Here is a 25,937-nt window from a genome sequence, read left to right as displayed (position 1 = left end):
TGTCGTAGGTTCTACGCAGATGAGAGATGCACCGCACCCACAGGGGACTGTGGGTGACATCAGGACGGGGCCTCCCCAGCTTCGCCCTGGTCGTGCCTTCGCGCACACAACCGGGGCCTCGTGCTCCGGGTCTCCTCACCGATCGGACAGTCGCCCGCCCCAAACCCCCCGGGGCGCGCGACGACCCGGTCCGGTACCACCGAAGGGCTTGCACCTACCCCCCTGGTGCAAGCCCTTCGGCGCGTTCGCGTCCCGCGTGGGGCCTCGGGCCGGGTGCGGGTCCGTCGTGGCTGGTCGCGCAGTTCCCCGCGCCCCTGACGGGGTCCGGCCGGGTACTCCTGGCACGCTGAGTGCATGACCAGCATCCCGGACCGGCGTCTGTCGCCGCACGAGCCCGACAGCGGCAGCCACGGCGACGGCCGGCCGGCTGTCGGGACCCGGCTCCTGGCCCCGCTCGTCCTCCTCGTCCTCTTCGTCCTCCTCACCTGGCAGGCCGCCGTCGACACGCCGGTCCGGCGCGCGGACGAGCGTCTCGCCCGGACGGTCGCGGGCAGCCGCTTTCCGGAGAGGGCCGCCGAGTTCCTCGCGGACCTCGGCAATGTCGGGGTCGCCGTCCCGGTCCTGCTGGCGGTCGCCGCGTACGTGGCGTGGCGGGCCCGGCGGGCGGCCCTGCCCCGCTGGTGGCTGCCACCGCTGGCGGCCCTGCTCCTGATGGCCGCCGTGCCGGCCCTGGTCATCCCGCTGAAGGAGGCCGTCGGCCGCACGGGCCCGCCGGGCATGGCGGGCGACGGCTACTACCCCTCGGGCCACACCGCCACGGCCTGCGTGGCCTACGGGGCCGCCGTCCTCCTCCTGCTCCCCTGGCTCGCCGGCCGCCACCTGCGCCGCGAACTCACCATCGCCTGCCTGGTCCTGGTGGCGGCCGTGGGCTACGGCCTGGTCCGCCGCGGCTACCACTGGCCGCTGGACGTGGCGGGGAGCTGGTGCCTGAGTGCCGTACTGCTGCTGGGTCTGTCGGCGGTCAGCCGAAATACCCGTCGAAGTTCCGCGAGAACTCCCAGCCCCCGAAGCGGTCCCAGTTGATCGACCACGTCATCAGGCCGCGCAGGGCGGGCCAGGTGCCGTGCGGGGCGTACGAGCCGCAGTTCGTCCTCTTGGTCAGGCAGTCCAGGGCCTTGTTCACCTCGGACGGCGGTACGTGGCCGTTGCCCGCGTTCGTCGTGGCCGGCATGCCGATGGCCACCTGGTCCGGGCGCAGCGGCGGGAAGACGTCGGCCGCGTTGCCCGCCACCGGGAAGCCGGTGAGGAGCATGTCGGTCATCGCGATGTGGAAGTCGGCCCCGCCCATGGAGTGGTACTGGTTGTCGAGGCCCATGATCGGACCCGAGTTGTAGTCCTGGACGTGCAGGAGGGACAGGTCGTCGCGCAGGGCGTGGATGACCGGGAGGTAGGCCCCGGCGCGCGGGTCCTGGCCGCCCCACTTGCCGGTTCCGTAGTACTGGTGGCCGAGCTGGACGAAGAACGTCTCCGGGGCCATCGTCAGGACGAAGTCGTCGCCGTACTTCGCCTTCAGGGTCTTCAGCGCCGAGATGAGGTTCACGATCACCGGGGTCTTCGGGTTCTCGAAGTCGGTGTCGTCGGCGTTCAGGGAGAGCGAGTGGCCCTCGAAGTCGATGTCCAGGCCGTCGAGCCCGTACGTGTCGATGATCTTCGAGACCGACGAGACGAACGTGTCCCGGGCCGCCGTGGTCGTCAGCTGCACCTGGCCGTTCTGGCCGCCGATCGAGATGAGGACCTTCTTGCCCGCGGCCTGCTTGGCCTCGATGGCCGCCTTGAACTCGGCGTCGGACTCGACACCGGGGCACTCGGCGGCCGGGCAGCGGTCGAAGCGGATGTCCCCCGAGGTCACGGAGGTCGGTTCACCGAAGGCCAGGTCGATGACGTCCCAGCTGTCCGGGACGTCGGCCATCCGCGTGTAGCCGGACCCGTTGGCGAAGCTCGCGTGCAGGTAGCCGACCAGGGCGTGGGCGGGCAGGTCCGCGGGGTCGCCGCCGGGGCCCGCCGCGGTGGTCGCCGTGACGACCGGGGACTTCGCGGACTCGCCGGCCGTGTTCACGGCGGTGATCTGGAAGGAGTACGCGGTCGAGGGTGCCAGCCCGCCGGCGGTGACGGACGTGCCGGTCACCGTCTGGACCTTCGTGCCGTTGCGGTAGAGGGCGTAACCCGTCGCGCCCGGCACCGCGGGCCAGGACAGGCCGACGCCGGTGGAGGTGACCGTGCCGACCGTGAGGGCGGTGGGTGCGGCCGGCGGCTGGGCCGCGTCGCCGCCGGGCCCGACCAGGGACATGTCGTCGACGTGGTAGGCGCCGGTGCCGTACCAGCCGTGCGTGTAGATGGTGACCGTGGTGGTGGAGGGGCCGGTGCGGAAGGTGGTGGCGAGCCGCTGCCAGTCGGGCGCGGACTGCGTCCAGGCCGAGACGTCCGTGGTGCCGGTGCCGCTCGCGCCCAGGTAGACGTAGGAGCCGCGGACGTGTCCGGCGAGCGTGTACTGGGAGTCGGGCCGGACGGTCACGGTCTGCGCGCAGCGCGCGTTGTCGCTGCCGGCCGGGGTGGCCTTCAGCGCGGAGGCGCCGCTGCGCACGGGTGAGGTGACCGCGCTCCCCGCCGTGCAGGACCAGTTGTCGAGGCCGGCCTCGAAGCCGCCGTTCCTGGCGAGGTCCGCGTCGGCCGCACGGGCGGCCGACGACAGCACGGTGAGGCCGGGTACGACCAGGGCGGTGGCCGTACAGAGGGCGAGGACGGTTCTGGCGCGATCCACGGATACCTCCTGTGGGGGAATGGGGAGGGTGGAGCGCGCTCAATTTGGTCCAGACCAATGAGGTTGTCAAGGTCTGCGGCAGTCTTCGGTCATCCGCGGCCTCCGGCCGGCGGGCCCGCCGCCGCCTCGTGCATGGCCAGTTCCAGCAGCGCCGGGTCGGTGAGCGTGCCCGAGCCGTCCGGCGGGACCAGCCAGCGGACCCCGCCGGTCGACCGCCCGGGGTACGGCACCACGATCCACGTACCGTGCCCCGCCGTCCGCACCCCGGTACCGAGCCAGCGCGCCGCCGTGCCGGGCGGCACGAAGAAACCCGTCCGCGCGTCGCCGAAGTCGACGAGCACCGGTCCGGGCCGGTCGAGCACCCGGGTCAGCACGTCGAGCGTCGGACGGCCGAGCCCGCCCGGCAGGATGAGCACGTCCCAGGCCCTGCCCGCCGGCAGTAGCGCGACCCCCCTCGGGTCGCGCTCCCACTCCCGGCGGCACGCCGCGGGATCCGGTGCCACGGATGCCAGCCACTCGACCGCCGTCTTGGCCCCTGTCATGGCGGAACCTCCCTCTCTGGTGTCGACGCTGGTCGCGTCACAGGGGAGAGGGGGGTCCGGGCCGGGCATTACGCGGGTTGCGCCCACGAGTTGCCCGGCCGGGTGATCGTCCGGCTCAGCTGTCGAAACCAAGGCCCATCCGGTCCATCGTGCGCAGCCACAGATTGCGCCGGCCGCCGTGCGCGTCCGCGCGGGCGAGGGACCACTTGGTGAGCGCGATGCCCGTCCACGCGAACGGCTCCGGCGGGAAGGGCAGCGGCTTGCTGCGGACCATCTCCAGCGACGTACGCTCCGTGCGCTCCCCCGCCAGCAGGTCGAGCATCACGTCCGCGCCGAACCGGGTCGCCCCGACACCGAGGCCCGTGTAGCCCGCCGCGTAGGCGACCCGCCCCCGGTGCGCGGTGCCGAAGAAGGCGGAGAAGCGCGAGCACGTGTCGATCGCGCCGCCCCAGGCATGGGTGAAGCGGACACCCTCCAGCTGCGGGAAGCAGGTGAAGAAGTGTCCGGCGAGCTTCGCGTACGTCTGCGGCCGGTCGTCGTACTCGGCGCGCACCCGGCCGCCGTACGGGTAGACGGCGTCGTAACCGCCCCACAGGATCCGGTTGTCGGCGGACAGCCGGAAGTAGTGGAACTGGTTCGCCGAGTCCCCGAGCCCCTGCCGGTTCCGCCACCCGACGGAGGCGAGCTGCTCCGCGCTGAGCGGCTCGGTCATCAGCGCGTAGTCGTAGACCGGGACGGTGTACGGGCGCACGCGCTTGACCAGGTTCGGGAAGACGTTCGTACCGAGGGCGACCCGGCGGGCCCGCACCCCTCCGTAGGGGGTGCGTACGGCCATTCCGGCGCCGTACGCCTTCAGGGTCAGCGCGGGCGTGTGCTCGTACACCCGGACACCCAGCCCGACGCAGGCGCGCTTGAGTCCCCAGGCGAGCTTGGCGGGGTGCAGCATGGCGACGCCGCGGGGGTCGTGCAGGCCCGCCAGGAAGGTCGGCGAGTCCACCTGTTCCCGTACCGCGTCGGCGTCCAGGTACTCGACCCCCTCGGCCAGCCCTCGCTGCTTCGACTCCTCGTGCCAGTCGCGCAGTTCGGCCGCCTGGTACGGCTCGGTGGCCACGTCGATCTCGCCGGTGCGCTCGAAGTCGCAGTCGAGCGAGTAGCGGGCGACGGCCGCCTCGATCGCGTCGAGGTTGCGGGCGCCCAGTTCCTCCAGCCGGTGGATCTCGTCGGGCCAGCGGGTCAGGCCGTTGGACAGACCGTGGGTGAGGGAGGCCGCGCAGAATCCGCCGTTGCGGCCGGAGGCGGCCCAGCCCACCTCGCGGCCCTCCAGCAGGACCACCTCGCGCCCGGGGTCACGCTCCTTGGCGAGGAGCGCGGTCCACAGTCCGCTGTAGCCGCCGCCGACGACCAGCAGGTCACAGCTCTCGACGGTGGTCAGCGCGGGCTCGGGCGCGGGCCGCCCCGGATCGTCCAGCCAGTACGGGACCGGCCGGACCCCGGAGAGCGACTTCGCCCGGTTCCTGTGCCGGCTCATGATGCCCTGCGGCGGTTGCGGCGGTTTCCGATGACCATTCCGGCCAGCACGAACAGGATGGCGACGAGGAACATGGCCGTGCCGATGACATTGATCTGTACCGGTGTTCCGCGCTGTGCCGAACCCCAGACGAACATGGGGAACGTGACCGTCGAGCCGGCGGTGAAATTGGTGATGATGAAATCGTCGAAGGAGAGCGCGAAGGCGAGCAGCGCCCCGGCGGCGATCCCGGGCGCCGCGATGGGCAGCGTGACGCGCAGGAACGTCTGCAGGGGGCCCGCGTACAGGTCCTGCGCGGCCTGCTCCAGCCGCGGGTCCATCGACATCACGCGCGCCTTGACGGCGGTGACGACGAAGCTCAGGCAGAACATGATGTGGGCGATCAGAATGGTCCAGAAACCCAGCTCGGCGCCCAGGTTGAGGAAGAGCGTGAGCAGTGAGGCGGCCATGACGACCTCGGGCATCGCCATCGGCAGGAAGATCAGCGAGTTCACGGCGCCGCGCGCGCGGAAGCGGTAGCGGACCAGCGCGAAGGCGATCATCGCGCCGAGGACGGTGGCGCCCAGCGTCGCCCAGGCGGCGATCTGCAGGCTCAGCGAGAGCGAGCCGCAGAGGTCTGCGACCCCGCAGGGATCGGTCCAGGCGTCCGTGGAGAACCGCTGCCACGCGTAGTTGAAGCGCCCCTGCGGATCGTTGAAGGAGAACACCGTGACGACGATGTTGGGCAGCAGCAGATAACCGAGGGTCAGCAGACCCGCGATGACGACGAGACGGCGTTTGAGCCAGCGCAGAAGGGCCATCTAGACCAGATCCTCCGTCCCGGACTTGCGAATGTAGAGGGTGACGATCGCGAGAATTCCCGCCATGAGGAGGAAGGAGAGCGCGGCGGCCGTCGGATAGTCGAGAATGCGCAGGAACTGCGTCTGGATGACGTTGCCGACCATGCGGGTGTCGGTGGAGCCGAGCAGATCGGCGTTCACGTAGTCGCCGCTCGCCGGGATGAACGTGAGCAGCGTCCCGGAGACGACACCGGGCATCGACAGCGGGAACGTCACCTTGCGGAAGGTCGTGAAGGGCCGCGCGTACAGGTCGCCCGCCGCCTCGTGCAGCCGCCCGTCGATGCGTTCGAGCGAGGTGTAGAGCGGCAGGATCATGAACGGCAGGAAGTTGTACGTGAGTCCGCAGACCACCGCGAGCGGTGTGGCCAGTACCCGGTCGCCCGCGGTGATGCCGAGCCAGCTCGTGACGTCCAGGACGTGCAGCGAGCCCAGGGCGGAGACGACGGGGCCGCTGTCCGCGAGGATCGTCTTCCAGGCGAGCGTACGGATCAGGAAACTGGTGAAGAACGGCGCGATGACCAGGATCAGGATCAGGTTGCGCCAGCGGCCCGCCCGGAACGCGATCAGATAGGCGAGCGGGTAGCCGAGGAGCAGGCACAGGACGGTGGCGGTGCCGGCGTACGCGATGGAGCGCAGGAACTGCGGCCAGTAGTCGGCCACCGCGTCCCAGTAGGTCGCGAAGTGCCAGGTGACCCGGTAGCCCTCCTCCAGGGAGCCCGTCTGTACGGACGTGGACGCCTGGTAGACCATCGGCAGCGCGAAGAAGACGAGCAGCCACAGGATGCCGGGGAGCAGCAGCCAGTACGGGGTGAGGCGGCCCCTTCGCCGCGGAGGGCGCTCTTTCGGCGCGGGCGCCGGCGCCAGGGGTGGCGCGTCGGTCACGGTCGCCATCAGGCCGCCGCCCCCTCTTCCCCGGCCGTCTCGACCCCGGCGGAGCCCACTGTCCCGGCAAGCGGGGACTGGCCGGCGTCCAGGCCGAAGGTGTGCGCCGGGTTCCAGTGCAGGACCACCTCGGCGCCGGGGACGAGCCGGGGGTCACGGTCGATGTTCTGGGCGTAGACCTCGAACTCCGGGCAGACCGGGCTGTCGATGACGTACTGCGTGGAGACGCCGATGAAACTGGAGTCGGCGATGGTGCCGGTGATGCGGTTGCGGCCCGCCGGGATCCCGCCCGCCTCGTCGGCGTGCGTGAGGCTGATCTTCTCGGGGCGCACGCCCACCAGGATCTTGCCGCCGGCCGTGGTGGAGGCGGAACACCGCGCCCGGGGCAGGACGAGTTTGCAGTCGCCCGTCCTGAGGACGATCTCGTCGCCGCTCCCGGAGTCGACCTCCGCCTCGATGAGGTTGGAGGTGCCGAGGAAGTTCGCGACGAACGTGGTCCGCGGGTTCTCGTAGAGGTCGGCGGGCGAGCCGAGCTGCTCGACGCGGCCCGCGTTCATCACGGCGACCGTGTCGGCCATCGTCATGGCCTCCTCCTGGTCGTGCGTGACGTGGATGAAGGTGATGCCGACCTCGGTCTGGATGCGCTTGAGCTCCAGTTGCATCTGGCGGCGCAGCTTGAGGTCGAGGGCGCCGAGGGGCTCGTCGAGGAGGAGCACCTTCGGGGTGTTGATCAGCGCGCGGGCCACGGCGACGCGCTGTTGCTGGCCGCCGGAGAGCTGGTGCGGCTTCTTGCGGGCCTGCTCGCCGAGCTGGACCAGGTCGAGCATCTCCCCGACCTGCTTCTTCACCGACTTGATGCCGCGCCGGCGCAGACCGAAGGCGACGTTCTCGAAGATGTCGAGGTGCGGGAAGAGGGCGTACGACTGGAAGACCGTGTTCACCGGGCGCCGGTACGGGGGCAGGCCCGTCACGTCCTGCTCGCCGAGCCGGACGGTGCCGGAGGAAGGCTCCTCCAGACCGGCGATCATCCGCAGCGTGGTGGTCTTGCCGCAGCCCGACGCCCCGAGCAGGGCGAAGAACGACCCCTGGGGGACGGTGAGATCGAGCGGCTGGACGGCGGTGAAGGAGCCGTAGGTCTTGCTGATGCCGGAGAGGCGGACGTCGCCGCCGGCCTCCACGCCGCCCTTCGCGCCGCTTTTCGCGCTGTTGTCGGTAGTCACGGTGATCACGCCCCCGTCAGCTTTGCGAACTTCTCTTCGTACGCCGTCTCTTCCTTGGTGCTCAGGGAGCGGAAGGAGTGCGACTTGGCCGCCATCGCGGCGTCGGGGATGATCAGCGGGTTGTCGGCCGCCGACTTGTCGATCTTGGCCAGTTCCGGCTTCACCCCGTCGACGGGACACACGTAGTTGATGTACGCGGCGAGCCGCGCCGCCGGGCCGGGCTCGTAGTAGTAGTCGATGAGCCGTTCGGCGTTGGTCTTGTGCCGTGCCCTGTTGGGGACGAGCAGGTTGTCCGTGGAGGTCAGATAGCCGCTGTCCGGGATGACGAAGTCGACGTCCGGGCTGTCCGCCTTCAGCTGGACGACGTCGCCGGCCCAGGCGACACAGGCCGCGAGGTCGCCCTTGGCGAGGTCGGACGTGTAGTCGTTGCCGGTGAAGCGGCGGATCTGGCCCTTGTCGACGGCCTTCTGGAGACGGGCGATCGCCGCGTCGTAGTCGTCGTCCGTGAACTTCGCCGGGTCCTTGCCCAGGTCGAGCAGTGTCATGCCGACGCTGTCGCGCATCTCGGACAGGAAGCCGATGCGCCCCTTCAGTTTCGGGTTGTCGAGCATGTCGGACAGGGACGTCACCTCCACCCCGTCCAGCGCCTTCTTGTTGTAGGCGATGACGGTGGAGATACCGGTCCAGGGGTACGAGTACGCGCGTCCCGGGTCCCAGTCCGGGGTGCGGAACTGCTGGGAGAGGTTGGCGTAGGCGTGCGGCAGGTTGGACGCGTCCAGCTTCTGCACCCAGCCGAACCGGATGAGCCGGGCGGCCAGCCAGTCGGTGACGCAGATGAGGTCGCGTCCGGTGTCCTGGCCCGCCGCGAGCTGCGGTTTGAGCTTTCCGAAGAACTCGACGTTGTCGTTGATGTCCTCGGTGTACTTGACCTTGATGCCCGTGCGTGCGGCGAACGCGTCGAGCGTCGGGTGACGCTTCTCGCTGTCGTCGACGTCCATGTACTCGGTCCAGTTGGAGAAGCTGATCCGCTTCTCGTCGGCCGAGTGGTCCTCGGACGAGACACCCGCGGTGTTCTTCGCCGCGGGGATCCCGCAGGCGCTCAGCGTCCCGAGGCCGCCCAGGGCGAGCGCTCCGCCGGTCGAGGCGCGCAGCAGCGAACGGCGGCTGAGGGAGGCGCCGCCGCCACGGGGGCCGCCGCGCAGGCCGCGCCGTGCGGCGGCCGGCCGGGCCGGGGACAGACTGTCGGGCTCGTACTGCTCCATGCTCGTGGTGCCCTTTCGGGAGGGTTCGGCCTGGTCCGGGCCGTCGACGTCTAGCGGTCCCCGAAGATCGTGCGGTGCCAGTCCTTCCTGGCCACCGCGGTGTTGTCGAACATGACGTGCTTGATCTGTGTGTACTCCTCGAACGAGTACGCGGACATGTCCTTGCCGTAGCCGGACGCCCGGTATCCGCCGTGCGGCATCTCGCTGATGATCGGGATGTGGTCGTTGATCCACACACAGCCCGCCCTGATCTCGCGCGTGGCCCGGTTCGCCCGGTAGACGTCACGGCTCCACGCGGAGGCGGCGAGACCGTACGGGGTGTCGTTGGCGAGCCGGATGCCCTCGTCGTCGCCGTCGAAGGGCACGACCACCAGGACCGGGCCGAAGATCTCGGACTGGACGATCTCGCTGTCCTGCGCGGCGTCCACGACGAGCGTGGGCCGGTAGTACGCGCCGTGCTCCAGACCCTTCGGGATCTCACCGCCGGTGACCACGCGCGCGTAGCCACGTGCCCGGTCGACGAAGCCGGCGACGCGGTCGCGCTGGGCGACCGAGATCAGCGGCCCGAGGTCGGTGTCCGGCGCGAACGGGTCGCCGAGCCGGACGGTGTCCATGAGGTCGGCCGTCCTCGCGACGAACTCCTCGTAGAGGGGCCTCTGCACGTACGCGCGCGTGGCGGCCGTGCAGTCCTGGCCCGTGTTGATGAGGGCGCCCGCCACCGCGCCGTGCACGGCGGCCTCCAGGTCCGCGTCGTCGAAGACCACGAAGGGGGCCTTGCCGCCGAGTTCCAGGTGCAGGCGCTTGACCGTGGAGGTGGCGATCTCGGCGACCCGCCTGCCGACGGCGGTGGACCCGGTGAAGGAGGTCATGACGACGTCGGGATGCCCGACCAGGTGCTCGCCGGCGTCCCGGCCGGCCCCGGTGACGATGTTGACGACACCGTCCGGGATGCCCGCGCGCGTCGCCGCCTCGGCGAACAGCAGGGAGGTGAACGGGGTGAGCTCGGCGGGCTTCAGGACGATGGTGTTGCCCGCGGCGATCGCCGGAAGGACCTTCCAGGCCGCCATCTGGAGGGGGTAGTTCCAGGGGGCGACGGAACCGACCACACCGATGGGCTCACGGCGTACGTACGAGGTGTGGTCGCCCGAGTACTCGCCGGCGGACTGGCCCTGGAGGTGGCGGGCCGCGCCGGCGAAGAAGGCGGTGTTGTCGATCGTGCCCGGGACGTCGAACTCGCGGGTCAGCTTGACCGGCTTGCCGCACTGGAGGGACTCGGCCTGCGCGAACTCCTCGGCACGCTCCGCGAGGACGGCGGCGAAGCGGTGCATGGCGTCGGAGCGCTCGCCCGGGGTGGCGCCGGACCAGCCGGGGAACGCCTGCCGGGCGGCCTCGACCGCCGCGTCCACGTCGCCGGGGCCGGCCAGTTCGTAGGTGTGGAGCTCGTCGCCGGTGGCGGGGTCGACGACGGTGTGGCGGCGACCGGACGTTCCTTTTCTCAGCTCGCCCGCGATGTACTGGGCGCCGTCCGCGAAACGGTCCTGCGCCTGGAAGCGATGGCCCGGATTGTGCATGTCGCTCTCCTCCGCCGCACGCCCCGCAGCCCGGGGGGCGGCGTAGCTCCAGCTCGATTTGAGTGCCGATCCTGACAGAGCAATGGTGCTCCAACAAGTGATTCCGTTGTTGCCTTTTGGTTACGCGACGGAATCTGTCGATCAGGTGTCGAGCTGTCGGGGAAAAGGCAGGACGGTGTGTCAGTGGTGCGTGCCAGACTCGCATGCATGGGGGAGATCGCAGCGGGAGGCACATCGCGGATCGCGTCCCGGGAGGCGCTGGTCAGCGCCGTCCGGGCGGGCGCGAAAATCAAATACCTGTACTTCTGGGGGCACCGGCCGCGCCCGGACGGACGGATCGGGGCGAGCTGTCTGAGCCAGTGGTGGCCGTCGCCGTTCACCGCGGACGGGGTCGAGTACCGGACGGCCGAGCACTGGATGATGGCGCACAAGGCGCGGCTGTTCGGTGACACGGAGGCGGAGCGGCTCGCGCTGGACGCGTCGAGCCCCGCGCTCGCGAAGAAGGCCGGGCGGCTGGTGCGGGGGTTCGACGAGGCCGTGTGGGAGCGGGAGCGGTTCGGGATCGTGGTGGAGGGGAGCGTGCGGAAGTTCGCCTCGGACGCCGCGCTCCGCGGGTTTCTGCTGGGCACGGGCGAGCGCGTGCTGGTCGAGGCCAGTCCCGTGGACCGGGTCTGGGGCATCGGGCTGGCCGCGGACGACGAGCGGGCGTCCGACCCGGCGACGTGGCTGGGCCCCAACCTCCTGGGCTTCGCCCTGATGCAGGCCCGAACCGACCTCCGCGCCGCCTGACGGCCCCCCCGCGCCCGCCCGCGGCCCGAGGGGGCCGGACGCGCAGTTCCCCGCGCCCCTTACAGGCCCCTCTGCGGGTCGGCGGGGGCTGAGCGCGCAGTTCCCCGCGCCCCTGACGGGGCCCCTGCGGGCCGGTGGGGACAGGGCTTCTGCGGGTCGGTGGGAGCTGGTCACGCAGTTCCTCGCGCCCCTGACGGGGCGCGGCTGATTCGCTGGCGGCGCCCCGACCCACCTAGGGGCGCGGGGAACTGCGCGCTCAGCCCACGACAACCCGCACCCGACCCACACCCCACCCCGCCGGAGGCGAGCCGCGGCCTACGATGATCCCCGAGCCACCGATCAGCCGATCACCCGCGCCCGCCGCACACCGGCCCGGCGCCGTTCCCGGGGAGGAACCCTTGACCGACCTGCACGCCTTCATCGCCGGACTGCCCAAGGCCGAACTGCACGTCCACCACGTCGGCTCCGCCTCCCCCCGCATCGTCTCCGAGCTGGCCGCCCGCCACCCCGACTCCAAGGTGCCGACGGACCCCGAGGCCCTCGTCGACTACTTCACGTTCACGGACTTCGCCCACTTCATCGACGTGTACCTGTCCGTCGTCGACCTCATCCGCACCCCGGAGGACGTACGCCTCCTCACGTACGAGGTCGCCCGCGACATGGCCCGGCAGCAGATCCGCTACGCCGAGCTGACGATCACCCCGTTCTCCTCCACCCGCCGCGGTATCGACGAGCGCGCCTTCATGGACGCGATCGAGGACGCCCGCAAGGCCGCCGAGGCCGACTTCGGCACCGTCCTGCGCTGGTGCTTCGACATCCCGGGCGAGGCCGGACTCGAATCCGCCGAGGAGACGGCCCGGCTCGCCACCTCCGACCGGCTCCGCCCGGAGGGCCTGGTCTCGTTCGGGCTCGGCGGGCCCGAGATCGGCGTACCCCGGCCGCAGTTCAAGCCGTACTTCGACCGGGCGATCGCGGCCGGCCTGCACTCCGTGCCGCACGCGGGTGAGACGACGGGCCCGGAGACCGTGTGGTCCGCGCTGACGGACCTGCGCGCCGAGCGCATCGGGCACGGCACCAGCTCCGCCCGGGACCCGAAGCTCCTCGCACACCTCGCCGAGCACCGGATCCCGCTGGAGGTCTGCCCCACCTCCAACATCGCCACCCGCGCGGTCCGCACCCTCGACGAGCACCCCCTGAAGACGTTCGTGGACGCGGGCGTCGTCGTCACCGTCAACTCCGACGACCCGCCGATGTTCGGCACCGACCTGAACGCCGAGTACGCGGTCGCCGCCCGCCTCCTCGACCTCGACGAGCGGGGTCTCGCCGCGCTCGCCAAGAACGCCGTCGAGGTCTCCTTCCTGGACGGCCCGGGCAAGGCGGCGCTGGCCGCGGAGATCGACACGTACACCGCCGGGTGGCTCGCACCCTGAACCGGCCCACCAGCACAATGGGCCGATGCGTACCGTGACTGCCGTGGCCCATCGCGGCGACCCCTACCGCGTCCGTGAGAACACGACCGACTCACTGCGTTCCGCGCTCCGAAGGGGCGCGGACGCCGTCGAGATCGACGTCCGGCTGACCCGCGACGACGTGCCCGTCCTGCTGCACGACGACACGCTGCGGCGGCTGTGGGAGCACGACAGGCCGCTGCGGTCGCTCTCCGCCGACGAGGTGCGCGGGCTGACATCCGGCGGCGTGCCCACGCTGGAGGAGGCCGTGAAGGCCACGGGCGACAGCCGGTTGATGGTCGACCTGCCGGGTCCGGCGGACGCGCGCGCCGTCCGCCGGATCGTCGGGGCCGTCCATGACCTCGGCGCCGAGGAACGCGTGTACTACTGCGCGGGCGCCGACACCATGCTCGCCGTCCGCGCGGCCGACCCCGCCGCGGAGATCGCCCTCACCTGGACGAGCCTCGCCCCGCCGCGGCCCGCCCTGCTCGACGCGGTGCGGCCGCGGTGGCTCAACTACCGCTTCACCCTGGCCGGCCCCGACCTCGTCGCCAGGGTCCACCGGGACGGATACCTGGTCTCGGTGTGGACGCCCGACACCCGGCGGTCCATGCGACGGCTCCTGGACGCGGGCGTCGACTCGATCACGACGAACCGCGTCGGCACGCTGTGCGCGCTGCGCGACTCCTGAGCCGGGGCACGACCTAGGGGCGATCCCCGACAACACCCTTGCCCCGCAGGGTGGTCGGTAGGGGTGCGGGCCAGGGGCGGCGCCCTCCTGGGAGAGGATCCGCGGGGCGGCGTACGACCGGAGGATGAAGGTCACCGATCACTCCGGGAGTCAGCTGATGCATGTCCGTATCCGTACCGCCTGCGCCGCCGCCGTGGTGCTGGGCCTGACCGCGGTCCCGCTGGCCGGGACCGCCGTCGCCGTCCCCTCCTCCCCCACGGCCGCCGCTCGGCACGCCGTCGAGGGCGAGAGCGTGGATCCGGCCACCGGCCGGGCCCTGCGCGCCGCGATCGCGGGGCTCCCGGACGACGACGCGACGGCCGCGCTCGTCCGCGTGTCGGGCAGGGACGGCACCTGGCGGGGCAGCGCCGGCGTGCACGACCTGCCGAGCGGCCGTGCGGCGCTGGAGAACGGGCGCTTCCGGGCCGGTTCCACCACGAAGGTCGTCACCGCGGCGGTCGTGCTGCGGCTCGCCGCCGAGGGCAGGGTGGACCTGGACGAACACGTCCAGACGTACCTCCCCGGCCTCCTCCCGAAGGCGTTCGACCCCATCTCCGTACGGCAGTTGCTGACCTTCACCAGCGGGCTGAAGCCGGGCTCGTCACTCGGGGACGTGAACGGCGAAGGGTACGAACGGCGGTACGAGACGCTGACCCCCGAGGACGTCGTGGCCGCCTCCGTCGCCCCGGGTCCCGCCTTCCGCCCCGGCGAGCGGCAGCAGTACGGCAACATCGACTACACCGTGCTCGGCCTGCTCATCGAGAAGGTGACCGGCGACTCGTACGAGCACCAGGCGGCCGTACGAGTCCTGCGGCCGGCCGGGATGCGGCACACGTCCTTCCCCGGCGGCCCCGACCCGCGCGTCCACGGACCGCACAACCGCGGTTACCAGAAGCTGGCGGACGGCAGGCTGGTGGACGCCACCGAGTGGAACATGTCGGACCGGTGGGCGGCGGGCGACATGATCTCCACGACCGCGGACCTGGAGCGGCTCCTGCACGCGCTGTTCCGCGGCCGGCTGGTCCCCGGGCCGCTCCTGGAGAAGGAGATGTTCACCCTTCCCGACGTGCCCGGCGCGACCATGAGCGCCGGCCTGCAACGGCACGACCTGGGCAACGGCAGGATCCTGTGGCTCAAGACGGGGGCACGCCCCGGCTACGGCACGCTCGTCGCGGCGACGCGCGATCTGTCCCGCGCGCTCGTGTACTCGGTCAACGGGACCGACGCGAAGAGCGAGGACATGAACCCGGTGGCCGAACGGATCGTCCGGGCGGCCTTCGGCGGCTGAGGCCGGCGGCGGTGGCGCGCGGGCCGGCCGGCCTCGTGAAGGGACCGGTCAGCCGCTGAGCGCCGCGGCGCGCTGGGCGAGGCGCTTCAGGACGGTCTCGCCCCACTGGAGGTTCGCCCGCTCCAGCGCCATCCCGCCCTGGAGGGTGAGGTAGGGACCGACCCGTTCGGCGGTCGTCAGGTACTCGTCCTCGCTGCGGCCCGCGAGCATGCGTTCCTGCATGCGCAGGTAGCGGGCGAGTTTGGCGGTGGCCCGCTCGACGCGCTCGGCGACCGCGGTCCGCACGGCCTCGATGTCGCCGGTGTCCCCGATGTCGACGCACTGCACCTTGACCATCAGCTCGTCCCTGATGGCCAACGGCTTCGCGGGCCCTTCGGAGACGTACGCGCGCAACACCTGTCGGCCGGCCTCGGTGAGCGAGAAGAGCCGTTTGTTGGGCCGGCGCTCCTGCTGGACGACGCGGGCGCGGACGAGTCCCTCGCCCTCCATGCGCTCCAGCTCGCGGTAGAGCTGCTGGGGGGTGGCCATCCAGAAGTTGGCGACCGAGGCTTCGAAGCCTTTCGCGAGGTCGTACCCGGACGCCTCACCCTCCAGTAGCGCGGCCATCACCGCATTGCGCAACGCCATGAACTCAAGCTAGCACCGCGTTGACCAGTCAAAGGAACCGCTGTGGAGGGCGACGGGCGGGAGCAGGTCCGGCCGCTTGGCCCGCCGGCCGTCGCCCGACGAGCGGCCCCGGACCCGGCGCAGGAGCCAGGGTCCCAGGAAGCCGCCCGCCCAGCGCAGTTCCGTGCCGACGCCGCGCAGCCCTCCGGGCGCCGGTGCGCCGGGGGGCAGGGGCAGCGTCCAGGTGTCGTCGCTGCCCGGCAGGGCGAGCGCGTGCGCGACCGCGGCGGCGATGCGCGCATGGCCGAGCGGGCTCGCGTGCAGCCGGTCCGGGCTCCACAGCCGGGGGTCCGTCATCGCCGTGTGGACGGAGAGGTCGGCGACGGCCACCCCGTGGCGGCCGGCCGCCTCCTTGATACGGGCGTTGAGGGCGAGGACGCGGCGGCCGAGGGGCCGGGCCAGCGGGGTGATCCGCCCGATGTCGGGAAAGGTGACCGTCGCGACGCGGGCGCCCTGCGCGGTCAGAGCGGCGAACACGGCCTCCAGGTGACCGGCCACCTCGTCCGCGTCGAAGCGGGGCCGCAGCAGGTCGTTCATCCCGGCGACCACGGTGGCCAGGTCGGGTCTCAGCGCGAGCGCGGCCGGAAGCTGCTCGGCGCGCACCTGCCCGGCGAGCCGCCCGCGGACGGCGAGGTTGGCGTACAGGATGTCCGGGCATCCCCCGGCGGCCGCCCCCTCCGCGAACCGGTCGGCACACCCGCGCAGTCCCCGCACGTCGTCACCGTCACCGAGCCCCTCGGTCTGGCTGTCCCCCAGGGCGACGTACCGAAGATATCCGCGCTCGGACACGGGGACCGCCTTTCGCCATAGCCTACGAATAGTCTATTCACTTCGTTGAGTATGACAAGCGGTGTCCTCGACCGGAAACACCACCTCCACCCACAGTCCGCCCTCCTTCCGCGCCCGCGCCTCCACCTCTCCCCCGTGCGCCGCCGCGATCGCCGCCACGATCGACAGCCCCAGCCCCGACCCCTCCCGCCCCCGCACCCGCTCCACCCCCACCCTCCGGAACGGTTCGAACAGCGCGCCCACCTGGTCACCGGGCACCACCGCCCCGCTGTTCACGATCCGCAGGGAGGCCCGCCCCTCGACGACCCCGGTCCAGACGGTCACCCAACCCCCCTCCCCCTCGGGCAGGTTGTGCCGCACGGCGTTCGACACGAGGTTGCTCACCAGCCGTCCGACCAGCTGCGGATCCCCGAGGAGCGGCGCGGAAGTCAGCTCGGCGGACACCCGGGGCCCGCCCTCGGGCAACAGGTCACCCGCCAGGTCGGCGAGATCCACCCGTTCCCGCCCCTGCAACCCCCGTTGCCCCCGCGCCAGCATGAGCAGCGCCTCGATCAGCCGCTCCTGCTCCTGCCCGGCGGCCCGCACCCGCAGGCAGGCCGCCCGCAGGGAGGCGGCGTCGGCGTCGGGGTCGGCCAGGGCCACGTCGACGACGGCCTGCTGCAGGGTGAGCGGCGTACGCAACTCGTGCGAGGCGTTCGCCACGAACCGGCGCTGCGCCTCGAAAGCGCCCTCCAGCCGGGCGAGCAGGTCGTCGAACGTGTCGGCGAGGCCCTTCAGTTCGTCGTCCGGACCGGACACGGCGAGCCGCCGGTGCAGGTCGTCCGCGGAGATCCGCCGGGCCGCGACCGCCATGTCCCGCAGGGGTGCGAGCACCCGGCCCGCGACCAGCCACCCGAGGACGAGCGAGGCCACCGCCATGACACCGAGCGCGATCCCCGACTCGACGAGCAGTTGGTGAAGCTGGTCGCTGCGCTGGACGGCGAGGCGCTCGCGTACGTACCCCTCGACGCCCTTGGCCGCCGCCGTACCCGGCTTGACCCTGGCCCCCGCGCCCGCGTCCGCGCCGGGGCTCGGGGCCGAGGGCTCCGGCCGGGCGCCCGATCCGGACACGGCCAGTGACTGGTCCTCGGCCACGAGCGCGTATGTGAGCGCCAGCAGCACCGCTCCCGTCACCGCGAACAGGCCGCCGTAGAGCAGGGTCAGCCGCCACCGGACACTCTGCGGCCGCCGGCCCTTCGAGGGTTCCCCGTCCCCGGCCCATCTCCGTCCCGGGAACGCGAACCGCCCGCTCATACCCGGTACCCGGCCTGCGCCACCGTCTCGATCAACGGCGGCCCACCGAGCTTGCGCCGCAGCCTGCTGACCGTCACCTTCACCGTCTGGGTGAAGGGGTCCGCCGCCTCGTCCCAGGCGCGCTCCAGCAGTTCCTCGGCGGAGACGACCGCCCCGTGAGCGGCCATCAGCAGTTCCAGGACCGCGAACTCCTTCGGGCTGAGCGGCAGTCGGCGGCCCGCGCGGGTCGCCACCCGGCGGGCGGGGTCGAGCCGCAGATCACCGCGGACCAGTACGGGCGGCAGCGCCGGCTGTGCGCGCCTGCTCAAGGCCCGTATCCGCGCGACGAGTTCGGTGAAGGCGAACGGCTTCGGCAGGTAGTCGTCGGCGCCCATGCCGAGCCCCGCGACCCGGTCGGCGACCGTGCCGGACGCGGTGAGCATCAACACCCGCGCCCGGTTGCCCCCCTCGGCCAGGATCCGGCAGACCCGGTCCCCGTGCAGTCCGGGCAGGTCACGGTCGAGCACCACGACGTCGTAGCCGTTGACCATGGCCCGCTCCAGCGCCGCATGGCCGTCCAGTGCGATGTCGACGGCCATCCCCTCCCTGCGCAGTCCCGCCGCGACGGTCTCGGCGAGTTCCTCGTGGTCCTCGACCACCAATACGCGCATCGGCTTCTCCGGCTGCTCCTCCGGCTGCTGCGAACCCTGCGGACAGCGTGCCCGCCGGGCGGTAACAGGGTGGTAAGAGCGCCCGTTCCCGTGCCGTAACCGCCCGCGCGCTGGGGTGTTCCGCAGACCCACTGTCCCGAATCACCAAAACACCAAAACACCGGAACACCCGAACACCGGAACACCCGAACACCGAGGAGAACCTCATGCGAAGCAGGACCGAACCGCGCCGCCGGCTGACCGCGGCCTGCGCACTGATCAGCGCCCTCGCGCTCGGCGGGGTGTACGCGGGCCAGTCCGTGGCCGCCGACTCCTCCTCGCCCCCGAGCGGCGGCTCGTCGTCGACGCCCCCGAAGGACGACGGACCGACCGACTCCGCCGACTGGACGCGCCAGGACAAGGCGTCGCGCGCGTACACCGCGTGCATGCGCGACAACGGCCTGGAGGACTTCCCCGACCTCGTCATCCACACGGCGGACGACGGCCACGGCGTGAAGGTGCGGATCGAGCGGGGCGACCGGGCGAAGCACCCCGACCCGGGTTCGAAGGAGTTCCGCAAGGCCGCCAAGGCATGCGGGCACATCCTCGAGGACATCGGCGTGAAGCTCCCGGTGCCGCCGCGGGACCTGCCCGGCAGGGGCGACCGGCCCGGGCCCGGCTGCGGCGAGCACAGGCCGGACGAGAAGGGGAGCGGCGGGCAGCGCGAGGACCGCGAGGCCGAGCCGAGCGCCGCGGGACTCGTCCTCAGCGGCTGACCCACGACTGGCTGCGGTCGGCCCACGGCCAGGAGCCGTCGCCCCGCGAGCGGCGAAGGCGGACCGAGGCGGACGTCGGACGCCAACGGGGCCCCGGGCGGAGGTCGCTCCGCCCGGGGCCCCGTACCACGTTCGTTGGAGGGCGGCCGGCGGCTCAGCCCAGCGACGTCATGACGTGCTTGATCCGCGTGTAGTCGTCGAACCCGTATCCCGACAGGTCCTTGCCGTACCCGGACTTCTTGAAGCCGCCGTGCGGCATCTCCGCGACCAGCGGGATGTGCGTGTTGATCCACACGCAGCCGAAGTCGAGGACCTTGGACATGCGCATCGCGCGCGCGTGGTCCTTCGTCCAGACGGAGGAGGCGAGGGCGTAGTCGACGCCGTTCGCGTACGCCACGGCCTGGTCCTCGTCCGTGAAGGACTGGACGGTGATGACCGGGCCGAAGACCTCGTTCTGGATGATCTCGTCGTCCTGCTTCAGGCCGGAGACGACGGTCGGGGCGTAGAAGTAGCCCTTCTCGCCGACCCGGTGGCCGCCGGCCTCGACCCTGGCGTGCGCGGGGAGGCGCTCGATGAAGCCGGTGACCTGCTTGAGCTGGTTCGGGTTGTTGAGCGGGCCGTACAGGACGTCCTCGTCGTCCGGCATGCCGGTCTTGGTGTCGGCGGCGGCCTTGGCGAGCGCGGCCACGAACTCGTCGTGGACGGACTCCTGGACGAGGACGCGGGTGGCGGCCGTACAGTCCTGGCCGGCGTTGAAGAAGCCCGCCACCGAGATGTCCTCGACGGCCTTGGCGATGTCGACGTCCTCGAAGACCACGACGGGTGCCTTGCCGCCGAGTTCCAGGTGGACCCGCTTGACGTCCTTGGCGGCGGACTCGGCGACGGAGATACCCGCCCGTACGGAACCGGTGATGGACGCCATCGCCGGGGTCCTGTGCTCGACCATGAGGCGCCCGGTGTCACGGTCGCCGCAGATGACGTTGAAGACGCCCTCGGGGACGATCGAACCGATGATCTCGGCGATCAGGACCGTGGAGGCCGGCGTGGTGTCGGACGGCTTGAGCACCACCGTGTTGCCCGCGGCGAGCGCCGGGGCGAACTTCCACACGGCCATCATCATCGGGTAGTTCCACGGCGCGACCTGCGCGCAGACGCCGACCGGCTCGCGGCGGACGATCGAGGTCAGACCCTCCATGTACTCGCCGGCCGACCGGCCTTCGAGCATCCGCGCCGCGCCCGCGAAGAAGCGGATCTGGTCGACCATGGGCGGGATCTCCTCGGAGCGGGTCAGCCCGATGGGCTTGCCCGTGTTCTCCACCTCGGCCGCGATCAGTTCCTCGGCGCGCTCCTCGAAGGCGTCCGCGATCTTGAGGAGGGCCTTCTGCCGCTCGGCGGGCGTCTGGTCGCGCCAGGCGGGGAAGGCGGCGGCGGCCGCCTCCATCGCGGCGTCGACGTCGGCCTGGCCGGACAGCGGCGCGGTGGCGTACGCCTCGCCCGTCGCGGGGTTGACCACGTCCGTGGTCCGTCCATCGGCGGCATCGCGGAACTCTCCGGCGATGTAATTGCGCAGACGACGCAGCTCGGTGCTCACTGCCCGGCCCTCCTGTCGGATGTCCTGTTGTCGTGTCGGCCCCAGGTGTCCACTGGCTGAGACGCCTGGACTCCCACCCTAATCCTCGTCCCGACGTTTTCAACACCCCCACTCGCCCCATAGCTGCGAAATCCGCAGACTGAGAACACCTATACAACGAATTTCATCGATCACACCTTGCGGAACTGTCGAGCCCTCGTGCACAGTGAGCGCGTGGCCAGTCGAAGCGCAGATCCCAAGGACTCCCGCGAGTCCAGGAACGGCACCCCCCAGCTGGATGCCGTCTCCCTCGCCATCATCGAGCAGCTCCAGGAGGACGGCCGCCGCCCGTACGCCGCGATAGGCAAGGCGGTCGGCCTCTCCGAGGCGGCCGTGCGCCAGCGTGTGCAGAAGCTGCTCGACCAGGGCGTGATGCAGATCGTCGCCGTCACGGACCCGCTCACCGTGGGCTTCCGCAGACAGGCGATGGTGGGCGTCAACGTCGACGGCGACCTCGAACCGGTGGCCGACGCCCTGACCGCCATGCACGAGGTCGAGTACGTGGTGATGACCGCGGGCTCCTTCGACATCCTCGCCGAGATCGTCTGCGAGGACGACGACCACCTGCTGGACGTCATCAACAAACGCATCCGGGTCCTGCCCGGCGTGCGCTCCACCGAGAGCTTCGTCTACCTGAAACTCAAGAAGCAGACCTACATGTGGGGAACCCGATAGCCGTGACTGCCAAGGACCTCAGCCGCACCGCGTACGACCACCTGTGGATGCACTTCACCCGCATGTCCTCGTACGAGAACGCGCCCGTCCCCACGATCGTCCGTGGCGAGGGCACCTACGTCTACGACGAGCAGGGCAAGCGCTACCTCGACGGTCTGGCCGGCCTGTTCGTGGTCCAGGCGGGCCACGGCCGTGCCGAACTGGCCGAGACCGCCGCCCGGCAGGCCAAGGAACTGGCCTTCTTCCCGATCTGGTCCTACGCCCACCCGAAGGCCGTCGAGCTGGCCGAGCGCCTCGCGCACCACGCTCCGGGCGACCTGAACAAGGTCTTCTTCACCACGGGTGGCGGCGAGGCCGTCGAGACCGCGTGGAAGCTCGCCAAGCAGTACTTCAAGCTGCGGGGCAAGCCCACCAAGTACAAGGTCATCTCGCGCGCCGTCGCCTATCACGGCACCCCGCAGGGCGCCCTGTCCATCACCGGGCTGCCCGATCTGAAGGCCCCGTTCGAGCCGCTGGTCCCCGGCGCCCACAAGGTCGCGAACACCAACATCTACCGCGCGCCCGCCTTCCTCGACCAGGGGTCGGGCGTCTCCCCCGAGGCGTTCGGCCGCTGGGCCGCCGACCAGATCGAGGAGCAGATCCTCATGGAGGGCCCCGAGACGGTGGCCGCCGTCTTCCTGGAGCCCGTACAGAACGCGGGCGGCTGCTTCCCGCCGCCGCCCGGCTACTTCCAGCGGGTGCGCGAGATCTGCGACCAGTACGACGTACTGCTCGTCTCGGACGAGGTCATCTGCGCCTTCGGCCGGCTCGGCACGATGTTCGGCTGCGACAAGTTCGGCTACGTACCCGACATGATCACCTGCGCCAAGGGCATGACCTCGGGATACTCCCCGATCGGCGCCTGCATCATCTCGGACCGGCTCGCGGAGCCGTTCTACCAGGGAGACAACACCTTCCTGCACGGCTACACCTTCGGCGGTCACCCGGTGTCGGCGGCCGTCGGCCTCGCGAACCTCGACATCTTCGAGCGCGAGAAGCTCAACCAGCACGTGCTGGACAACGAGAGCGCGTTCCTCTCCACCCTGCAGAAGCTGCACGACCTGCCGATCGTCGGCGACGTCCGCGGCCACGGCTTCTTCTACGGCATCGAACTGGTGAAGGACAAGACCACCAAGGAGACCTTCACGGACGAGGAGTCGGAGCGCGTGCTCTACGGCTTCGTCTCCAAGAAGCTCTTCGAGTACGGCCTGTACTGCCGCGCCGACGACCGCGGTGACCCGGTCATCCAGCTGTCGCCGCCGCTGATCTCGGACCAGTCGACGTTCGACGAGATCGAGGGGATCGTCCGCCAGGTGCTGACGGAGGCGTGGGCGAAGCTGTGACCGCGACCGGACCTACGGTCGCATGATGAGCTGAACCTGTGATGATCACCGGCCCCGGTGCCGCCCGTTCGAGTGAGAATGGGCGGCCCGGGGCCGCGTGCTGTCCGGCCTCCGGGCCCCGACTCCCTAGCGTGCCCAGTGACCGATCAGCCTGCCTCCTTTCCCCCGGCCGGGGGCCGCGCGGCCTTCCGAGGCCGCCCGGGGCAGCGCGCATCAGATCTGAAGAGGTGTACGCGATGGTGGCTCCGCCGGACAACGAGGTGCTGTGGGCACGCGCCCTGCACGTCAGACACGACGGCTCACCCGCGCTCACCGGTGTCTCACTGGGGGTGCGCGAGGGCGAGATCCTCGCCCTCGGCGGCCCACGCGGCAGCGGCAAGACGACCCTGCTCCGGTGCCTGTCGGGACAGCTCACGGCGCAGGAGGGCGAGGTGTGGTTCAGCGGCACCGCGCTGCACCGCCTGGCTCCGTCGGCGCGTGAGCGGCTGCGCCGCGACCGGTTCGGGTGGATCGACCCGGCACCGGTCCTCGTCCCCGAGCTGACCGCCTGGGAGAACGCGGCCCTGCTCCTGATGCTGCGCGGCACCGGCCGCCGCCGGGCCAGGACGACCGCCATGGAGTGGCTGGACCGCTTCGACATCGGCGACTGCGCCCGCAAACGCCCGTACGCCCTGCGGCAGACGGAACGCCAGCGCGTGGCCATCGCACGTGCCCTGGTCCCCGCGCCGACCGTCATCTTCGCCGACGAGCCGACCGCGCCGCTGCACTGCGCGGACCGCACCCAGGTGCTGCGTACGCTCACGACGGCCGCCCGCTCGCACGGGATCACCGTCGTCCTGGCCACGCACGACGCGGACACGGCGGCGTTCGCCGACCGCACGGTGTCGCTGCTCGACGGGAGGCGGGTGGACACCGTCCATCTGCCGCCGGTCGGCGAGACGGAGGGCCGGACCGCGTGCTCGCTCTCCGCCTAGCCCGGGGCGCCCGCCCGGCCGTCCAGTTCCGCAGACTCCTCGTCGCCGCGGCGTCCGCGGGTACGGGGTTCCTGCTCCTGTGCACCCTCGGATACGCGCTGGGGCACCCGGACGACTCCGCGAGGGCCGCGCTGCGGCTCGCCTGGTGCGTCGCGCCGCTGGCCGCCACCGTCCAGTTCGCGGTCGCCGTCGCCCGGACCGACCCGGCCACCCGGCCACGGGCCGGACTCGCGGCGGTCGGTCTGGGCCCCGCGCGGCTGCTGGCCCTGGCGGCCGTCACCACCGCCGTGTCCTGCACGCTCGGTTCGGTGGTCGCCCTGCTGGTCTTCCTGCACCTGCGCGGGAACCTGACGGGCCTCCCCTTCGACGGCGCCGCGGACGTCCTCCTCGCCGCGAACCAGCCCCTCCCCCTGCCCGCCGTGCTGACGCTCCTCGCCCTGGTGCCGGTCACCGCGTCGGTGGCCGGCGCGGTGGCGCTGCGCCCGCGGGGCCCGCGTCCCCCGGCGGGCGGCCGCCCCGGCCGGCTGAGCGGTTTCGGCGGCTACGGACGCTCCAGCGACCGCGTCGGATTCGGCGCCTACGGACGCTTCGGCGCCCGCACGGACGCTCGGGCGCGGGTCCGCGCGGAGAGCCGGACCGCGTCCGGCGCCGACCACCCGGGCCGGGACGGCGCCGCCGTCACACCCACCGGTCTCACCGATCACACGGGGCTCACTGATCACACTCGTCACAGCAGTCCTGCCGGCCACACGGACCACGGTGCCCCGGACATGCCGGGCGCGGGGGGCCTGCCGGGTGTCGGCGTCATCACGCTGGACCTTCCCCGCCGCCCTGACACCCGCGCCCCCGCGGGGACGGACAGCCCTCCCGGCGGACCGGGCCTCCCCACCGCCGGCTCCGGCCGGAACGGTGCACCCGAGGCGCCGGGCGCGCGGAGCACTCCCGCCGGACGGGCCGAGCCCGGCGTCAGGGCCGAGCCCGGGACCAAGGAGGGGCCGGGCGCCGCCGGTGTCGTCGCGTTCGACATCCCCCGCCGCCCGGGCACCCGCGTCACCACGCGGATCGACACCCACCCGATCGGCCAGGGCCTGCCCCCCGCACACGCCGGTTCGGACGCACCTAGCCACCGGAACACGTCCGCCCACCGAGACGGTCCGGCGGACGCGACCGGCCCCACCGACCCGGCACTCCCACACGGCCAGCACCCCACGCCTGACCCGGTCAGTCCGGCGGGGCCGGTCGGCCCGGCAGGCCCGGTCGGCCCGGCAGGCCCGGTCGGCCCGCGCGGGCTGGACAACACCACCGGCGTGCACGGCGCACACGGCCCGCGCGACACGACCGGCACCGGCGGCGCGGACGGCACAAGCGGCTCGGGCGGCGCGGCGAGCCCGTCCGGTGCGGACGGCGCAAGCGGCGCAGGCGGCGCGGGCGGTTCCGTCGTCGTGTGGGGGGTCGATCACCCGCTCGACCCCCACCGGCCCTGCGCCCCCCTCCCCGCCCCCGGCGGTCTCCCCTGGGGGGCCGCCGTGATCGCCGGCGGAATCGCGGTGGCGACGTACGCCGGGCGTACCGCCCCCGCGCACGGAGGGCCCCTCCTGCCGGGCGGGCTCACCGGCGGCTCCCTCGGTGTGCTGGTCGGCTGGGCGCTCACCGCGATCGGGCTGGCGCTGGCCGGGCCCGCGCTCACCCACCTCAGCGGCAGACTGCTCCAGTCGGTACGGCCCGGCGCCCTGCGGCTGCTCGCCGGGCGCGTGCTCATGGAGGAGGCGACCCGTATCGGCCGCCCGCTCGGCGTCGTGTGCGCGGTGGCGTCGGGCGCGTACGCCATGACCGTGCTGCACACCGGTGCGCGTCCCGACATCGGCCCCCTCACCACGCTCGGCGCGCTCCTCGTCGCCGGCTGCTCCGTCGCGACGCTCCTGACCGCCGCCGTCGAGGCGAGGAACGCGCGCGCCGACACCACGGCGGCCCTGCTGCGCATCGGCGCGCCCGCCGCGACCCTGCGCACCGCGGCCGCCTTCCGTGCCGGCGCCCTGCTCGTCGTCCTCGGTCCGCTGACCTGGGCGATCGCGAAGCTCGCGGCCCTGCCCCTGGCGCGCTGACCCGCCGTGAGCGGCGGGTCCGGCCACGCGTACGAAAAAAAATCGCGCGCCGCGATGATTTTTCGACGACACCCCGGTCTAACCCTCCGAACAGCGACTCACGC

General features: G+C 72.0%; 21 protein-coding genes and 2 pseudogenes. 10 read left to right on the top strand and 13 right to left on the bottom strand.

What is annotated here, in order from left to right; genetic code table 11:
• Positions 1 to 354: 354 nt before the first annotated feature.
• A complete protein-coding gene (locus ACFYXC_RS24595; protein ID WP_388911396.1) occupies positions 355 to 1,083 on the top strand; it encodes a phosphatase PAP2 family protein in 729 nt (242 codons plus the stop codon).
• Here the strand turns inward: ACFYXC_RS24595 and ACFYXC_RS24590 are convergent.
• From ACFYXC_RS24590 to ACFYXC_RS24555, 8 genes are all read right to left on the bottom strand, one after another.
• Positions 1,022 to 2,818 (bottom strand): chitinase, encoded by a 1,797-nt coding sequence (locus tag ACFYXC_RS24590; RefSeq protein ID WP_389554052.1) that lies wholly within the window; start codon positions 2,816 to 2,818, stop codon positions 1,022 to 1,024. The genes ACFYXC_RS24595 and ACFYXC_RS24590 overlap by 62 nt on opposite strands.
• An 89-nt stretch (positions 2,819 to 2,907) precedes the next feature.
• On the bottom strand, positions 2,908 to 3,360 hold the full coding sequence (locus tag ACFYXC_RS24585; RefSeq protein WP_389554051.1) for a hypothetical protein: 453 nt from the start codon (positions 3,358 to 3,360) through the stop codon (positions 2,908 to 2,910).
• 115 nt (positions 3,361 to 3,475) lie between these two features.
• Positions 3,476 to 4,888: an NAD(P)/FAD-dependent oxidoreductase gene (locus ACFYXC_RS24580; RefSeq protein WP_389554050.1), complete on the bottom strand. Its 1,413-nt coding sequence runs from the start codon at positions 4,886 to 4,888 to the stop codon at positions 3,476 to 3,478.
• Complete coding sequence (locus ACFYXC_RS24575) at positions 4,885 to 5,688, bottom strand: ABC transporter permease (protein WP_388911384.1); 804 nt, start codon at positions 5,686 to 5,688, stop codon at positions 4,885 to 4,887. The genes ACFYXC_RS24580 and ACFYXC_RS24575 overlap by 4 nt, the downstream gene beginning before the upstream one ends.
• Entirely contained in the window at positions 5,689 to 6,618 is a 930-nt protein-coding gene (locus ACFYXC_RS24570; protein ID WP_389554049.1) for an ABC transporter permease, read from the bottom strand.
• Complete coding sequence (locus tag ACFYXC_RS24565; protein WP_388911507.1) at positions 6,618 to 7,835, bottom strand: ABC transporter ATP-binding protein; 1,218 nt, start codon at positions 7,833 to 7,835, stop codon at positions 6,618 to 6,620. The genes ACFYXC_RS24570 and ACFYXC_RS24565 overlap by 1 nt, the downstream gene beginning before the upstream one ends.
• Positions 7,835 to 9,091: a spermidine/putrescine ABC transporter substrate-binding protein gene (locus tag ACFYXC_RS24560; protein ID WP_389554048.1), complete on the bottom strand. Its 1,257-nt coding sequence runs from the start codon at positions 9,089 to 9,091 to the stop codon at positions 7,835 to 7,837. The genes ACFYXC_RS24565 and ACFYXC_RS24560 overlap by 1 nt, the downstream gene beginning before the upstream one ends.
• A 50-nt stretch (positions 9,092 to 9,141) precedes the next feature.
• Positions 9,142 to 10,662: a gamma-aminobutyraldehyde dehydrogenase gene (locus tag ACFYXC_RS24555; RefSeq protein WP_389554047.1), complete on the bottom strand. Its 1,521-nt coding sequence runs from the start codon at positions 10,660 to 10,662 to the stop codon at positions 9,142 to 9,144.
• A 207-nt stretch (positions 10,663 to 10,869) separates the two neighbouring features.
• Here ACFYXC_RS24555 and ACFYXC_RS24550 point away from each other — a divergent pair, with 207 nt between their 5' ends.
• The 4 genes and pseudogenes from ACFYXC_RS24550 to ACFYXC_RS24535 all read left to right on the top strand — a co-directional run bounded on the left by ACFYXC_RS24550 (position 10,870) and on the right by ACFYXC_RS24535 (position 14,917).
• Positions 10,870 to 11,451 (top strand): NADAR family protein, encoded by a 582-nt coding sequence (locus ACFYXC_RS24550; protein WP_389554046.1) that lies wholly within the window; start codon positions 10,870 to 10,872, stop codon positions 11,449 to 11,451.
• Positions 11,452 to 11,797: 346 nt separating this feature from the next.
• Positions 11,798 to 12,881 (top strand): annotated as a pseudogene (locus tag ACFYXC_RS24545) (adenosine deaminase).
• A 25-nt stretch (positions 12,882 to 12,906) separates the two neighbouring features.
• Positions 12,907 to 13,590, top strand: coding sequence for a glycerophosphodiester phosphodiesterase (locus tag ACFYXC_RS24540; protein ID WP_389554045.1), 684 nt, complete (start codon positions 12,907 to 12,909; stop codon positions 13,588 to 13,590).
• Positions 13,591 to 13,714: 124 nt separating this feature from the next.
• Positions 13,715 to 14,917 (top strand): serine hydrolase domain-containing protein, encoded by a 1,203-nt coding sequence (locus ACFYXC_RS24535; RefSeq protein ID WP_389554044.1) that lies wholly within the window; start codon positions 13,715 to 13,717, stop codon positions 14,915 to 14,917.
• Between the two features lie 48 nt (positions 14,918 to 14,965).
• Here the strand turns inward: ACFYXC_RS24535 and ACFYXC_RS24530 are convergent, their stop codons facing one another.
• The 4 genes from ACFYXC_RS24530 to ACFYXC_RS24515 are packed head-to-tail and all read right to left on the bottom strand — an operon-like array spanning position 14,966 to position 18,315.
• On the bottom strand, positions 14,966 to 15,544 hold the full coding sequence (locus ACFYXC_RS24530; protein ID WP_389554043.1) for a PadR family transcriptional regulator: 579 nt from the start codon (positions 15,542 to 15,544) through the stop codon (positions 14,966 to 14,968).
• Positions 15,545 to 15,553: 9 nt separating this feature from the next.
• Complete coding sequence (locus tag ACFYXC_RS24525) at positions 15,554 to 16,372, bottom strand: SGNH/GDSL hydrolase family protein (protein ID WP_389554042.1); 819 nt, start codon at positions 16,370 to 16,372, stop codon at positions 15,554 to 15,556.
• A 33-nt stretch (positions 16,373 to 16,405) separates the two neighbouring features.
• Entirely contained in the window at positions 16,406 to 17,665 is a 1,260-nt protein-coding gene (locus tag ACFYXC_RS24520; protein WP_389554041.1) for a sensor histidine kinase, read from the bottom strand.
• Positions 17,662 to 18,315: a response regulator transcription factor gene (locus ACFYXC_RS24515; protein WP_389554040.1), complete on the bottom strand. Its 654-nt coding sequence runs from the start codon at positions 18,313 to 18,315 to the stop codon at positions 17,662 to 17,664. Before ACFYXC_RS24515 ends, ACFYXC_RS24520 begins: the two co-directional genes overlap by 4 nt.
• Positions 18,316 to 18,521: 206 nt before the next feature.
• Between ACFYXC_RS24515 and ACFYXC_RS24510 the strand changes: the two genes are divergently transcribed.
• Positions 18,522 to 19,070: a hypothetical protein gene (locus ACFYXC_RS24510; protein ID WP_388911352.1), complete on the top strand. Its 549-nt coding sequence runs from the start codon at positions 18,522 to 18,524 to the stop codon at positions 19,068 to 19,070.
• 154 nt (positions 19,071 to 19,224) lie between these two features.
• On the opposite strand, the gene ACFYXC_RS24505 is transcribed toward ACFYXC_RS24510, so the two are convergent.
• Complete coding sequence (locus ACFYXC_RS24505; protein ID WP_388911349.1) at positions 19,225 to 20,661, bottom strand: gamma-aminobutyraldehyde dehydrogenase; 1,437 nt, start codon at positions 20,659 to 20,661, stop codon at positions 19,225 to 19,227.
• Positions 20,662 to 20,859: 198 nt separating this feature from the next.
• Here ACFYXC_RS24505 and ACFYXC_RS24500 point away from each other — a divergent pair, with 198 nt between their 5' ends.
• The 4 genes and pseudogenes from ACFYXC_RS24500 to ACFYXC_RS24485 all read left to right on the top strand — a co-directional run.
• Complete coding sequence (locus ACFYXC_RS24500; protein ID WP_388911346.1) at positions 20,860 to 21,375, top strand: Lrp/AsnC family transcriptional regulator; 516 nt, start codon at positions 20,860 to 20,862, stop codon at positions 21,373 to 21,375.
• The gene (locus ACFYXC_RS24495; RefSeq protein WP_389554039.1) at positions 21,360 to 22,757 is read left to right on the top strand and encodes an aspartate aminotransferase family protein; all 1,398 of its coding nucleotides are present in this window, start codon (positions 21,360 to 21,362) and stop codon (positions 22,755 to 22,757) included. Before ACFYXC_RS24500 ends, ACFYXC_RS24495 begins: the two co-directional genes overlap by 16 nt.
• 236 nt (positions 22,758 to 22,993) lie before the next feature.
• Positions 22,994 to 23,731: an ABC transporter ATP-binding protein gene (locus ACFYXC_RS24490; RefSeq protein ID WP_389554038.1), complete on the top strand. Its 738-nt coding sequence runs from the start codon at positions 22,994 to 22,996 to the stop codon at positions 23,729 to 23,731.
• A 1,475-nt stretch (positions 23,732 to 25,206) separates the two neighbouring features.
• Positions 25,207 to 25,833 (top strand): annotated as a pseudogene (locus ACFYXC_RS24485) (hypothetical protein); the annotation flags it as partial.
• Positions 25,834 to 25,937 lie beyond the last annotated feature (104 nt).

Source organism: Streptomyces sp. NPDC002701, from assembly GCF_042889045.1.
Taxonomy (GTDB): Bacteria; Actinomycetota; Actinomycetes; order Streptomycetales; family Streptomycetaceae; genus Streptomyces.
This window is presented reverse-complemented; position numbering and strand designations above follow the sequence as displayed.